The sequence below is a fragment of the Spirosoma radiotolerans genome, from assembly GCF_000974425.1.
GTDB lineage: Bacteria > Bacteroidota > Bacteroidia > Cytophagales > Spirosomataceae > Spirosoma > Spirosoma radiotolerans.
The window spans coordinates 3475010-3488290 of the sequence record NZ_CP010429.1; the positions used below are offsets into that span (position 1 = coordinate 3475010).

Below are 13281 nucleotides of genomic sequence, written 5' to 3' on the forward strand. Positions count from 1 at the left end.
AACAGCATACTACTGCCCACAAATGAAACACACAGTACAGCGCGATTGGCGTACGAGCCGCCCCTCCCGGAGAAATCGAGTATCTTTTGATCAAACAACTGCCCTGGGCGGTCTGACGATGGCTCTGTTTGCTTATATACTCTACTATTTTATTTATCCAATGATTGCCAAAGGGTTACTTTGGTAAGATTAATGCCGGCTACTTTAGAAACTGATAGGTAGCCAGGGCAGAAACATAGGCGAGTACCATCATATAGGTTAATTGTATGGCTGGCCATTTCCAGCTCTTTGTTTCGCGTTGGGTAGCGGCTAGTGTACTCATGCACATCATAGCAAAAACATAGAAAACCAACAGCGACCAGGCCAGGGCTGGTGTATACATAACCTCCCCCGTTTCGGGATTCCGCTCCTGCCGAAGCCGCTCCCGAATCGTGACGCCAGCATCATCGGCGCCATCACCAATACTGTATATCGTGGACATTGTCCCAACGAACACTTCGCGGGCGGCAAACGAGCTTAACAGGGCGATACCGATTTTCCAGTCATAGCCCAGTGGCCGAATAACGGGTTCGATAAAATGGCCGAAATTACCAGCGTAAGACGCTTCGAGTCGTTCGGATGCAATGCGATTCTGCAACACATCCGCGGCAACTGTGGGATTTTGTTGACGGACATCAGCCTCCGCCTGCTCCATCGAATTACCGGGACCATAACTAGCCAGCACCCACAGTACGATAGATATCGCCAGAATAACTCGCCCGGCTTCCCACACAAACGACCGCACACTTTCCCAAACCGTTAACCCGACATGGTTCCAGCGAGGCAGTTTAAACGTGGGCAATTCCATGATAAAATACCCGCGTTCTTTTGTTTTAAGAAAGAGCTTCAGGACGTAAGCAGCCAGCAAAGCGCTGACCAGCCCAAGCAAGTACAGGCTCATCAGCGCCAATCCCTGAAGGTTGAAAACACCCAGAACACGCTGACTAGGCACTACCAAGGCAATCAGAATCGTATAAATGGGCAGTCGGGCCGAGCAACTCATCAACGGCGTTACCAGAATGGTAATCAACCTATCCCGCCGGGTACCGATACTACGCGTCGCCATAATGGCGGGAACGGCACAGGCTACCCCGGAAATAAGCGGCACGACACTCCGACCATTTAACCCGAACTTACGCATGATCCGGTCCATGATCACCATCACCCGCGACATGTAACCCGACTCCTCTAATAGCGCAATCAGCAGAAACAGAAAGGCGATCTGCGGAATAAAAACGAGTATACCGCCAATACCCGCCAGTACGCCATCCGTAAGCAGATCAGTAAGTGGACCCGGTGGCAGGCTTTCTTTTAGTTGCCCATTGAGCCAGGCAACACCCGTATCGATTGCATCCATGAACGGCTGTGCCCAGGCAAAAATGGCCTGAAAAATTAACAGCAGCACAAAGCCGAAAATGGCGTATCCCCAAACGGGATGCAATAAAATCCGATCCAGTTTCTGGCTCCAGGTCGGCTGGTTAATAGGACGCTTGTCGGTAACGACTTCCGTTACGATTGCTGCTATACGTTTATAGCGTGTGATGGTCTCGTTCGCCTGGAACGTTGACTCGTTGAACTGATGCTTATCAATAATGGCATCTAAGCCAACCTGTTGTGTACGACTGAGAAACGAAAACCCATCATGTTGAATAATGTACTGTAGCGCGAGGTAGTTATTTTCGAGCTGGTACTGAGTTCTGGTATCTGCGATTAAGTCTGTAGCTTCATCGGCCGGATCGAAGAAAAGTTTACCCGGCAGGGTTGGCGTCTGGATTTGTTCCTGAACGGCCTTTTTGAGCAAATCGATTCCTCCACCAGTCCGGGCGTTGATCCGTACGACGGGTACGCCCAGCCGCATCGCCAACCGCACGGCATTGACGGCTTTGGACTGCTGCTCGGCTACATCAAGCATATTCAGAGCCAGAACGGTCGGCACGCCCAAATCAACGACTTGTGTAAACAGGAGCAGATTCCGGTGAAGATTGGCGGCATCAACGACAACAACAGCCACATCGGGGTAATCGGGGTGACTGGGGTTAGCCAAAATGTCAGTAACGATTTGCTCGTCCAACGACTTTGGGTAAATGGAATAGACACCTGGAAGATCGATAACAATAGATGAGGTCTGTGCATCCAGGGGCCACACGCCGGATTTTTTATCCATCGTGACACCGGGAAAATTACCCGTCTTCTGACGCAAGCCGGTCAGTTGATTGAATAAAGACGATTTACCGGCGTTTGGGTTGCCAACAAGGGCAATTATAGAAGACGATTTCAAGGCACAGGTTCAGACGGGGCCGTCCTTACACAATGCATGAAGACGGGACCATCCGCACGGTTAAGTACAGTTATTCTTTATTCTGAATCAGAATCGTAGCGGCTTCGGACTTACGCATCGCCAGGCAATAACCGGCTACGTTCAGGCATATTGGATCACCCAGGGGCGCTTTGCTATGCAAGCATATTTCAGCACCGGGCAAACAGCCCATTTCGAGCAACTTAAGCGACATTAACTGATTATTGAACGACTCAATAATGGCTCGTTCTCCTATTTTCAGGTCAGCTACGCTACGGTTACTCATGGTCTTCTTGAGGCTAATCTTTATTTAGATTCAGTTTAATTAACACAAGATTACAACGGAAAGTTTATTGATGCAAATCTATCGTAGCAAATCCCACGCAAACCGGACAATTGTTGCCGCAATCAGCGCCAGAAAAAATACGCGGATAAAACGATTACCTTTCAGAATAGCCAGTCGTGCGCCTAAAAAAGCGCCAGTCAGGTTGGCAATCGCCATAGGAAAAGCCAGGGCATACAGGATTTTACCTTCACTCACAAAATATAAGGTGCTGGCTAGATTCGTGGATGCGTTAACCAATTTAGCGTGGGCGCTCGCCTTCAAAAAATCGAAACCGATCAGGGCAATAAATCCCAGCACCAGAAAACTGCCCGTTCCCGGTCCGAAAAACCCATCGTAAAAGCCAATAGCCGCTCCCATACTCCACATGCGTGTCTGCTGCTGCCGGGCCGTCACGATTCGGTGAGCGACCTGCCCAAAGTCTTTTTTAGTGAGCGTATAAATAAATACTACAACCAAGATAGTAAGTGCAAGCGGCTTCATGAAGCTATTGGGCACCTGCGAGAGCGTCCATGAGCCGAGCCAAGACGCCCCAAAGGCAATGGCCATCATGGGACCAATGAATCGCCCAACGACAGCAACACGACGGCTGTATTGAAAAGCGCCCATCAGACTGCCAAACATAGACGGAATTTTGGTCGTCCCGATCAGGGTTGGCACCGGATATTGCGGTAGGGTGAATAACATAGCGGGCGTTTGGATCAGCCCTCCCCCACCAATGATCGCGTCGACAAAACCAGCGAGAAACGAAAAACTACAAAGAATCAGAACGGTCGAATAATCCATTAAGTAAGCGTATTCCTTAACTAGCACCGATGCAAAAGTAGTTATTGTGAATGCGATTCAGGCTACCGTAGCGATTATTGACCAAATCAATTCTGATACCAACGCCAACCTACTTGTACTCCGTCAGGCGATCGCCCAATAAGCTGTAGTATAGATGGCATCAGAAGGTGAAACTATTTCTTTTTCGCATCAGCATTGCGCTGTAAATTTGCAGAATTAATAGATCGAGCATGGCAGAATCAGTACGGCAAATGAGTGCGTTGATGCGGAAGGAATTTCTGCTGGAGTGGCGACAACGCTACGCGCTCAACGGAATGCTGCTGTACATTGTGGGAGCGGTGTTTGTGTGCTACCTGAGCTTCAACGCCAAACGCGGTCAACTAACTCCTATTGTCTGGAATACACTGTTCTGGATTATCCTGCTGTTTACAGCCATCAATGCCATTGCCAAGAGTTTTGTGCAGGAGCGAGCGGGGCGTCAGCTCTATTATTATACGCTGGCCAGTCCGCAACAGATCATCCTGTCAAAAATTCTGTATAATACGGTTCTCATGCTCATACTGTCCTTTTTAGGCTTTGGAGTTTATGCCTTTGTAATGGGTAATCCGGTGAACGATGTACCGCTTTACCTGCTTACACTGTTGCTGGGCGCTATCGGTTTTGCGTCATCGCTAACCCTGGTGTCGGGTATTGCCAGCAAAGCCGAAAATCCGGCAACGCTGATGGCCGTTCTGAGTTTTCCGATCATTCTGCCACTGCTGCTCATGCTGTTAAAAGTCTCGAAGAATGCGCTGGATGGTCTTGATCGAAGCGTCAGCTGGAGTGAAATTGCAACCGTATTGGCTATCGACGCCATTGTGGTAACACTTTCGTGGTTGTTGTTTCCGTTTTTATGGCGGAGTTAATGGAACACGGACATTCTGTCCGCCCTTATTTGCATAACACTGCGGACGAGAGGTCCGCATTACTTAGATGAGAAAAAACTGGTGGAAGGCCCTGGCGGTCTTGATTTTAACGTATGTGATTTTACAGGGATTGCTGGGCGTTGTGCCGCGCCAGCCAATTCTGAACGAGAGCATTCGGAACGTCTATTTTCACGTACCGCTTTGGTTCAGTATGATCGCTCTGCTGCTGACGTCGGCCATTTATTCGATTCGATACCTGCGAAGCGGTCGTCTGGACGACGATCTGGTAGCGGTTGAGTTTGCCAATTCCGCTATTTTATTTGGCTTACTGGGTTGCCTGACGGGTTCGATCTGGGCCAACTTCACCTGGGGCGAACCCTGGCCAAATGACCCGAAACTAAATAGTGTGGCGGTGGGAATGCTCATGTATCTGGCTTACCTGATTCTACGCGGCTCCTTTGACGACGAGCAGCGTCGGGCTCGCATCTCGGCGGTGTACAATATTTTTGCTTTTGCCGTATTTGTTCCCCTGATCTTCATCGTTCCACGCCTAACAGATTCGCTGCATCCTGGTAATGGCGGTAACCCGGCCTTTGGCAAGTATGATATGGACAACCGAATTCGGATGGTATTTTACCCGGCCATTATCGGCTTCATCCTGCTGGGCGTCTGGATTACGGAACTGCGCGTTCGGTTCCGACGGCTGAAAGCCGCTTTAGATGATTAAAGTCATAGCATTATAGCACTTGCCGAAACTACCATTCGGGAATGATTCAGCTTATCTTTGCGTTATTTTTCTAACTACTACGTACGACAATGCGACTGCCTTTTCGCTTAATCTGTCTCCTGGCAACATTACTTCTCCTTAGCCAAAACTTGATGGCCCAACAGCCGGTAGCGGATGGTATTGAAATGGCCGACCGGCTGCGCGCCGACGGTAAAATATGGGTAGTGGTTGCCGTCATCGCGGCCGTTTTTACCGGCATTATCATCTACCTTATTCGGCTCGACCAGCAGCTTGGAAAGTTGGAGAAAGAGGTGAAGGAAAATAAGAAGCAATTTAGTTTGTAGTCCGTGGCTGTGGTTCACTAAACCCGTTAAACCACAGCCGATAAACCAGTTAACACCATGAAGCTTTCTCACATTTTTGGTATCGTCGTCATCGCTTTAGCCATCGGTATTATCGTGGCAACAGCGGGTGATGCCAGTTCTTACGTTACGTTCAAGCAAGCTACGGAGCTTGCTCAGGATGGCAACGATAAAATGATCCACGTAGTCGGTAAGGTTCAGAAAGATGCACAGGGCCGTATTACAGATATGTTGTATAACCCCGCCATCGACCCAAATCACTTCGAATTTACGCTGGTCGATAATGATAACCAGGCAAAAAAAGTGATCTTCAACAGTCCGAAACCACAGGATTTTGACCGGTCAGAGCAAATCGTGATCATTGGCGCCATGCAGGGTGACCATTTCCAGTGCAACAAAATTCTGTTAAAGTGCCCCTCTAAGTACCAGGATGGTAAACTGGAAACGACGGAACACGAAGCAAAAACGGCACAACTATGAGCGAGCGAACTAGTATGCTAGTTCACTCGTTCGCTCTTTTCTAATCAGCGAATGATACATACCACAGTCGGGCAACTCGGCCATTTTTTCGTCATATTGTCGTTCGTTACGGCACTCGTAGCCACGGTCGCTTATTTTCTGTCTGCCCTTGGGCTCGGGAAAACGAGCGCTCTAACGGAGCCCGTTGAAGAACCTCAACTGGCCTACGCCGGTGAGTCGGGTTTGGGAAGCAAAAAGGCGAAACACAAGATTCCATCGAAGCAAACCAGCCAGCCAGAAGCAGCCGATAAAGACGATTGGCGAACGCTGGCGCGCTGGGCTTTCTACATTCATGGCGCGGCTGTCATTGGCGTGGCGTCAAGCCTTTTCTACATCATCTACAACCATTATTTCGAGTATCATTACGCCTGGAGCCACTCGTCACGGGCGCTTCCAGTTCAGTACATGATCTCGTGTTTCTGGGAAGGTCAGGAAGGGTCCTTCCTGCTGTGGCTTTTCTGGAACGCCGTACTGGGGGCTATTCTGATCCGCACGAGCGGAAAAGGCTCATTATCCCGCCAGTGGGAAGCGCCGATGATGGCGGTTTTCGCGCTTGTACAGGCGTTTTTAGCTTCCATGATTTTAGGAGTCATCTTCGGTGATTCGTTCAAGGTAGGCTCATCGCCATTTCTGTTGCTGACCGAAGCCATGCCCGATGCGCCAATCTTCACGGCTGACCCGACTTTTGTACCTAAAGATGGCAACGGCCTTAACCCGCTACTCCAGAACTACTGGATGGTGATTCACCCGCCAACCTTATTTCTAGGTTTTGCGCTGGCGCTGGTCCCCTTTGCGTATTGCATCGCTGGTTTGTGGCGCAATCAACCCCTCGAATGGATACGGCCAGCATTGCCTTGGACTTTGGTAGGCGGCATGGTACTGGGCATCGGTGTGATGATGGGTGGTTACTGGGCCTACGAAACCCTCAACTTTGAAGGGTACTGGAACTGGGACCCCGTCGAGAATGCGGTGTATGTGCCCTGGCTGGTGCTGGTGGCGGCCCTGCATACGATGCTGATTGCCAAGCGCAGTTCAACTGGACTGAAAATGGCTATCATTCTTACCATTGCTACATTTATCCTGATTCTCTATTCTACCTTTTTATCGAGAAGCGGTATTCTGGGCAATGCGTCGGTTCACTCGTTTACCGATTTAGGTTTATCGGGGCAGTTATTGCTTTATCTGATGGCCTTTGTCGTGCTAGCGGTTATTCTGGCAGCCAGTAAGTGGAAATACATTCCGGCCGACAAAGAAGAAGCATCGGTGTACACTAAAGAGTTCTGGCTGTTTATTGGCGCTACGGTACTTTGTCTGGCGGCTTTTCAGGTGATTGCTACAACGTCTATTCCGGTTTATAACAAGGTCCTGGAATCGTTCGGCAAAATCTCAAATCTGGCGCTCCCAGCCGATCAGGTGGCCCACTACAGCAAATTCCAGATCTGGTTCTTTGTGGTCATTGCGTTGCTGACGGGCGTTGGTCAATACATGTGGTGGCGCAAACTGGAAAATAAAAAATGGGATGCGCTGATTACGCCCGGTATTGTCACCATGCTCATCAGTGCTGCCCTGATTGCCTTTGGCGAGATGAAGAATCCGGTGTACATGGCGTTGCTGGTAGCCTCGGTTTTTGCTTTAGTCACGAACGGAACGGTTTTGCTGGGCGTAATGCGGGGCAACTACCGACTGTCGGGGGGCGCCATTTCGCATATTGGCATGGCCTTGATGCTGGTCGGGATTCTCTATTCAGCGGGTTACACGAAAGTAATTTCGCTCAATAACAGTGGTCTGCTCATTTCCAAGCAGGAGGAGTTTACCAAAGACAACAACAAGCAAAATAAAGAAAATAAGCTGTTGTGGCTCAATCAGCCAGAGCGCATGGGTCCGTACCAACTCACCTACCGAGGTAAGCGTATTGAGGCCCGTGATGTGCCGGGTTACATTCCCCGGCAGGATGTAGTAGTCATTGAGGGCGATTTCCACGGTATTGCCCAGCGCGATATTGAACAGAATGGCAAGGTCTATCACAAGAAAGGAGATACCCTTGCCCTCTATCCGGAAAACACCTATTACCAGGTTGAATACCGGGAACCGAGTGGCAAAATTTTTAATCTGTACCCTCGCGCCCAGGTGAATGAACGGATGGGGCTGCTGGCCTCCCCAGACATTCGGCACAAGACGGATCGGGATATGTACACGTATGTATCGTCGGTGCCAGACCCGGAAGCCGAGAACACCTGGGAGAAGACAGAAACCTACAGCGTGGCGATCAAGGATACTTTTTTCCTGAACGATTATGTCGCTATCCTGGACGATGTAGCCCGCACCAACGAGGTTGAAGGGGTTGACATTGGACCAAATGATGCTGCTGTTCGGGCTAAAGTCCGGGTACTCGACAAAAATGGCGAACACATCATCAGCCCCGCTTTTGTGATCAAAGACCGAATGGTCGCTCACCCAGCCGAGGTTAGTGATGAGTTGGGTGTACGGATGCAACTAAACGAAATTGACCCACGTACCGGAAAATTTACGTTCGCTGTTAACCGGACCCAGCGGGATTATATTGTCATGAAAGCCATTGAAAAACCCCTGATCAATATCCTCTGGATTGGCACCCTGATCGTTGCGATCGGCTTCCTGATTGCTACCGTTCGTCGGTATCGGGAGTTTAGTAAAATGCAGAATAAAGCAGTTTAACGGGTTTGTGGTTCGTAGTTTGTAGCGTACAATGTGGCAACATCCATTCAGTACGTTATCCACTACGAACCACAAACTATTAACTGTAACAAAACGTATGAAACTCTCCGAGATGCTTCTTTTAGCTGTTTCCATTGGCTTTTTAGTCATCTGGATTGCGGAATATCAGCGGACCACTTTTGGCGATAGTTACTGGTTACTCATGCTGTTTTTAGGCTTTATTCTGGCCTTTCAGTACGTTAGGAATAAGCGAATCGAACGAGAGAAAGCCGTCTCCCCAACGATCAAGCAGATGATCGAAGACCGAAAAAAGAAAAAGAAATGATTTGCCTGGGCAAATCATTCTTCATGCATAACTCATCATTTTTCATTAACATTTGGAACCTTACGCTCTATTAATCGGTGCCTTACTGGCTCTTGTACTTGCTGGATTCTTCTCGGCAGTTGAAATGGCCTATGTATCGGTCAACCGATTATATTTTGAATTGCATAGCAAACAGGGACCGCTGAGTGAAAAACTGGTTTCGAATTTTCTAAAAAATCCTATTTTATTCGTTGGAACCACCCTTACGGGTAATACGCTCTTTCTGGTACTTTACACTGTATTGGGTGTTACAGTTCTTAACCCGTTTCTGACGATCATCTTACCCGAAAGCTGGGCTGCGCACGAATCGGTATTCATTTCGATCGAAACCCTGATTCTAACGGTCATTTTTCTGCCTCTGGCAGATTACATTCCCAAAAGCCTTGCTCTCATTCACCCCGACCGATTTCTGGAAGCGCTGGCCGTACCGCTTTGGGTGATTTATAAAGCCATTGCCCCCATTGTTCGGGTATTGGTAGGTACAGCACGATTTTTTATTCGGTACGTACTGGGCAAACGCAATCCAGAAATCCGCCCGGTCTTCGGCTTGACAGATCTAAACCATTACCTCCAGCAACTCAATCAGAAAGCCGATACCGAAAAAGACGTGGAAGTCGATACCAAGATTTTTAATAACGCCATCGAGTTTCGGGATGTACGGGTACGCGATTGTTTGGTGCCCCGGACAGAGATCACCGCTATTGATGTAGATGATACGGTCGAAGATCTTCGGCTGGCGTTTCAGGACAGTGGCCACTCTAAAATTGTGGTATACCGCGACACGATTGACGATGTGATCGGCTATTGCCATGCTCTGGCGCTCTTCAAAAAACCAGCTACGGTCGAGGAAATCATTACCCCCATCATCATTGTACCGGAAACCATGCCCGCGCAGGATTTACTTCTTCGTTTTCTGTCGGAGCGGAAAAGCCTGGCCCTTGTCGTCGATGAATTTGGCGGAACGGCCGGCATTGTAAGCGTTGAAGACATGGTTGAGCAGATTTTCGGCGAGATTCAGGACGAATACGATACCAACGAAGATTGGGTAGAGCAGCAACTCGATGAATCAAACTGGTTGCTAAGCGCCCGCCACGAAATTGATGATCTGAATAAAACCTACGGCTGGACGATTCCCGAAGGGGATTACGACACGCTTGGTGGTTTGATTTTAGAAACGCATGAAGATGTTCCCCGGGTTGGCGAGGTCATTGAGTTTTCGCCCTTTACATTTACTATTATCTCAATGGACGGCACACGGATTGATACCGTAAAAGTTCACTTGAGCAAAGAATAACCTATTTGCTTTCGTTACCATTCTCTTACATCGTGAATAAATCATCTATTCAAAAAACTGTAGCGCGTTATCTACTAGAGGTACAGGCCGTTCGGCTTAAACCTAATGAGCCATTTACATGGAGTTCGGGCTGGAAATCGCCTATTTACTGCGACAATCGAGTTACGCTAGCCTACCCAGAAGTACGTACCTATATTAAAAATGCCCTGGCGGATGCTATACGGCAACGGTTTCCATCGGCAGAAGTCATTGCGGGCGTCGCTACAGCGGGCATTCCTCAGGGCGTACTGGTCGCCGATGCGCTGGGTCTCCCCTATTGTTATGTACGCCCCGAGCCTAAGGCACATGGCATGGGCAAGCAAATTGAAGGGCATCTGTCCAACGGCCAGCGAGTTGTTGTTATCGAAGATCTGATTTCAACGGGCGGTAGCTCCCTGAAAGTAGTCAATGCGCTTCGGGCAGCGGGTGCCGAAGTGGTCGGCATGGCGGCCATTTTCACGTATGGATTCCCCATTGCTGAACAGAACTTTGCCAGCACCAACGTGCCACTGGTGTGTCTTAGTGATTATGACGCGCTCCTGCTCGAAGCGCAGGAACTCGATTATATATCGGCTGATGCGATGGAGTCGCTATCCTCCTGGCGGCAAAATCCGGCGCAATGGGGTCAATAACTTGGGCATAGCCAACCAAGAGGACAAGTTTCCAATCGTTAATTTACTACTGAAATCCGGCACATAGAATGAACGGAGCGATACTGGCTAAATTCTGACAAGCGGATTGTTAGATAAGTAATTTTACATAGAATTAACCCGACATCAACGGTATGCTTTAAAGCATGTTATGTGTTCATCAATTCCCCCTGGTGTTTGGCAAACAAGTAATTTTACTAATTGTCTAACCTAATCCATCGCAAAGGCCACGCATCCTGATCATCTACCAGTAAACAGTTTTTACTAAGCATCGGTTGATCAGGTAACGATGGTTGCTTACGGTAAACGCCCTAGTTTTTTCATTTTTGCGCATTCGGGATGAACGGAAATGACCACTTGCTGCTTAACAGCTTACTTCAAGTCATTATTCAGTTGGATCTGGATGGTTATATTACCTATGCCAATCCGGCAGCGGCCACTTTAACCCAATACTCCGTTCAGGAGTTAGCCAATCTGCACGTATCACACTTGTATAACCCAACTGGGGATACGATTAAGGCGCATTACGAACTGAGTTTGACCAAAAAGGCTGGTCATTTTCGTACCGAGGGCTGGCGGACGAAGAAAGACCAGACATATTGTTGGTGTGAAATCATATACTCCTGCTTGTATAATGAGGAAAAAGGTTTCCTAGGCTATAGTTGTACGCTGATCGATCGCTCGGCTCAAATGCAGGAAGCTCATCAACTGCGGCAACAGGAAGATCGGTATCGGTTAATGGTGGAAGGCGTCAGAGACTACGCCATCTTTATGCTGGATCCAGAAGGGTATATTCTTACCTGGAATGAAGGCGCTAAACGCATCAAAGGCTATGCTGCCAGTGAGATCATTGGTAAGCACTTCACAACCTTTTATACAGCCCAGGATCTGGCGGATGAAAAACCAGTCCGCGAGCTGGCAATTGCCATACAGACGGGCAAGTACGAAGAGGAAGGCTGGCGGGTCAAAAAAAATGGTTCCGTATTCTGGGCTAACGTAGTCATTACGGCTTTGTTCAATGACCAAAACCAACACATTGGTTTTTCCAAAGTTACCCGTGATCTGACCGAACGCAGGCAAACCCATGAAGCGCTCCGCCAAAGCGAAGAGCAGTATCGATCGCTGGTTGAGCAGGTGTCTGACTACGGCATTTTCATGATGGATGAAAAAGGACGGGTCATTAATTGGAATGAAGGAGCCAAGCGCATAAATGGGTATTTAGCGGCTGAAATTATCGGCAAGTACTTCTCTATCTTTTACCCTCAGGAAGCTATCCTTAATGGCAAGCCCGCTCACGAATTGACCGTCGCCCTGGAGACGGGTAAGTACGAAGAAGAAGGGTGGCGCGTTCGAAAAGATGGTAGCCTTTTCTGGGCTAGTATTGTCATCACAGCGATCTATAATTCGGAAGGCGTCCACATCGGCTTTTCAAAGGTAACCCGCGATCTGACCGAACGTAAACAAGCGGAACAGTCCTTACGGGAAAGCTATGATCGGTACCGATTGCTGACAGTTGAGTTGCAACGCTCGAATGAGGATCTTCAGCGGTTTGCCCATGTGGCCAGCCACGATCTGAAAGAACCAGCTCGGAAGATCAAGCTGTTCAGCAACCGGCTTCAAGACGAATACATATCCATGCTCCCTGAGAAAGGACAGCTCTTTGTGGCTAAAATTCAGCAGGCAGCCGACCGAATGTTGTCGATGATCCAAGGCATTCTGACCTACTCGTCGCTGAATGCCTTGTCTCAGCTTCTTGAAATAATCGACTTGAACACATTACTGGAGCAAATTGAAACAGATTTAGAAGTCCTGATCCTGGACAAGCAGGCGCACATTGACAAGCAGCGATTACCGCCCATTGAAGGGGTCCCTGTACTTATCTATCAGCTGTTTTATAACCTTATCAATAACTCACTGAAATTTAGCAAAGTGGGCGAACCACCCCTGATCAAAATCTTTATGGCGAGTGAAGCTGCTGAAAATTTTGTAAAAATCACTGTAACCGACAATGGAATAGGCTTTGACAATCAATACGCGAGCAAGATTTTCGAGACATTTACTCGTCTGCATGCCAAGGATGCCTATGAAGGCACCGGATTAGGCTTAGCCTTATGCAAGAAAATTGTCGAACGCCATCAGGGAACGATCACTGTACAGAGTGTCATCAATCAGGGAAGTACCTTCATCATTACCCTCCCCCGAAAGCAAAATTGGCCAAATTACATTTAACATCCTGTGTCTGCTTATTTTTCATAAAGACGGA

The 13281-nt window shown here is 48.5% G+C and carries 13 protein-coding genes; 10 read left to right on the top strand and 3 right to left on the bottom strand.

Annotation, left to right across the window (positions count from 1 at the left end; genetic code table 11):
- Positions 1-22 precede the first annotated feature (22 nt).
- Positions 23-187: a hypothetical protein gene (locus SD10_RS29830; RefSeq protein ID WP_169750812.1), complete on the top strand. Its 165-nt coding sequence runs from the start codon at positions 23-25 to the stop codon at positions 185-187.
- 12 nt (positions 188-199) lie between these two features.
- Here the strand turns inward: SD10_RS29830 and feoB are convergent, their stop codons facing one another.
- From feoB to SD10_RS14160, 3 genes are all read right to left on the bottom strand, one after another.
- Positions 200-2317: a ferrous iron transport protein B gene (gene feoB, locus SD10_RS14150; protein ID WP_046574461.1), complete on the bottom strand. Its 2118-nt coding sequence runs from the start codon at positions 2315-2317 to the stop codon at positions 200-202.
- Between the two features lie 70 nt (positions 2318-2387).
- The gene (locus SD10_RS14155) at positions 2388-2621 is read right to left on the bottom strand and encodes a FeoA family protein (RefSeq protein WP_046574463.1); all 234 of its coding nucleotides are present in this window, start codon (positions 2619-2621) and stop codon (positions 2388-2390) included.
- Between the two features lie 78 nt (positions 2622-2699).
- Entirely contained in the window at positions 2700-3464 is a 765-nt protein-coding gene (locus SD10_RS14160; RefSeq protein WP_046574465.1) for a sulfite exporter TauE/SafE family protein, read from the bottom strand.
- 230 nt (positions 3465-3694) lie between these two features.
- Here SD10_RS14160 and SD10_RS14165 point away from each other — a divergent pair, with 230 nt between their 5' ends.
- The 9 genes from SD10_RS14165 to SD10_RS14205 all read left to right on the top strand — a co-directional run bounded on the left by SD10_RS14165 (position 3695) and on the right by SD10_RS14205 (position 13247).
- Positions 3695-4369, top strand: coding sequence for a heme exporter protein CcmB (locus tag SD10_RS14165; protein WP_046574467.1), 675 nt, complete (start codon positions 3695-3697; stop codon positions 4367-4369).
- Between the two features lie 67 nt (positions 4370-4436).
- Positions 4437-5096: a cytochrome c biogenesis protein CcsA gene (ccsA, locus tag SD10_RS14170; protein ID WP_046574469.1), complete on the top strand. Its 660-nt coding sequence runs from the start codon at positions 4437-4439 to the stop codon at positions 5094-5096.
- An 89-nt stretch (positions 5097-5185) separates the two neighbouring features.
- Entirely contained in the window at positions 5186-5440 is a 255-nt protein-coding gene (locus SD10_RS14175) for a CcmD family protein (RefSeq protein WP_046574470.1), read from the top strand.
- Between the two features lie 57 nt (positions 5441-5497).
- Complete coding sequence (locus SD10_RS14180) at positions 5498-5938, top strand: cytochrome c maturation protein CcmE domain-containing protein (RefSeq protein ID WP_046574472.1); 441 nt, start codon at positions 5498-5500, stop codon at positions 5936-5938.
- A 51-nt stretch (positions 5939-5989) separates the two neighbouring features.
- Entirely contained in the window at positions 5990-8671 is a 2682-nt protein-coding gene (gene ccsA, locus SD10_RS14185; protein ID WP_046574473.1) for a cytochrome c biogenesis protein CcsA, read from the top strand.
- A gap of 97 nt (positions 8672-8768) precedes the next feature.
- Positions 8769-8996: a hypothetical protein gene (locus SD10_RS14190; protein WP_046574475.1), complete on the top strand. Its 228-nt coding sequence runs from the start codon at positions 8769-8771 to the stop codon at positions 8994-8996.
- A gap of 52 nt (positions 8997-9048) precedes the next feature.
- On the top strand, positions 9049-10329 hold the full coding sequence (locus tag SD10_RS14195) for a hemolysin family protein (protein WP_046574477.1): 1281 nt from the start codon (positions 9049-9051) through the stop codon (positions 10327-10329).
- A 32-nt stretch (positions 10330-10361) separates the two neighbouring features.
- Entirely contained in the window at positions 10362-11000 is a 639-nt protein-coding gene (gene pyrE, locus SD10_RS14200; RefSeq protein WP_046574478.1) for an orotate phosphoribosyltransferase, read from the top strand.
- Between the two features lie 357 nt (positions 11001-11357).
- Complete coding sequence (locus SD10_RS14205) at positions 11358-13247, top strand: PAS domain-containing sensor histidine kinase (protein ID WP_052731188.1); 1890 nt, start codon at positions 11358-11360, stop codon at positions 13245-13247.
- The last annotated feature ends 34 nt before the right edge of the window (positions 13248-13281 follow it).

Excerpts from the sequence above, each read along its gene's own strand:
- SD10_RS14160 (WP_046574465.1), bottom strand. The coding sequence starts at position 3,464 with ATGGATTATTCGACCGTTCTGATTCTTTGTAGTTTTTCGTTTCTCGCT.
- SD10_RS14190 (WP_046574475.1), top strand. The coding sequence starts at position 8,769 with ATGAAACTCTCCGAGATGCTTCTTTTAGCTGTTTCCATTGGCTTTTTA.
- SD10_RS14205 (WP_052731188.1), top strand. The coding sequence starts at position 11,358 with ATGAACGGAAATGACCACTTGCTGCTTAACAGCTTACTTCAAGTCATT.
- SD10_RS14155 (WP_046574463.1), bottom strand. The coding sequence starts at position 2,621 with ATGAGTAACCGTAGCGTAGCTGACCTGAAAATAGGAGAACGAGCCATT.
- SD10_RS14175 (WP_046574470.1), top strand. The coding sequence starts at position 5,186 with ATGCGACTGCCTTTTCGCTTAATCTGTCTCCTGGCAACATTACTTCTC.
- ccsA (WP_046574473.1), top strand. The coding sequence starts at position 5,990 with ATGATACATACCACAGTCGGGCAACTCGGCCATTTTTTCGTCATATTG.
- SD10_RS29830 (WP_169750812.1), top strand. The coding sequence starts at position 23 with ATGAAACACACAGTACAGCGCGATTGGCGTACGAGCCGCCCCTCCCGG.
- ccsA (WP_046574469.1), top strand. The coding sequence starts at position 4,437 with ATGAGAAAAAACTGGTGGAAGGCCCTGGCGGTCTTGATTTTAACGTAT.
- SD10_RS14180 (WP_046574472.1), top strand. The coding sequence starts at position 5,498 with ATGAAGCTTTCTCACATTTTTGGTATCGTCGTCATCGCTTTAGCCATC.
- SD10_RS14165 (WP_046574467.1), top strand. The coding sequence starts at position 3,695 with ATGGCAGAATCAGTACGGCAAATGAGTGCGTTGATGCGGAAGGAATTT.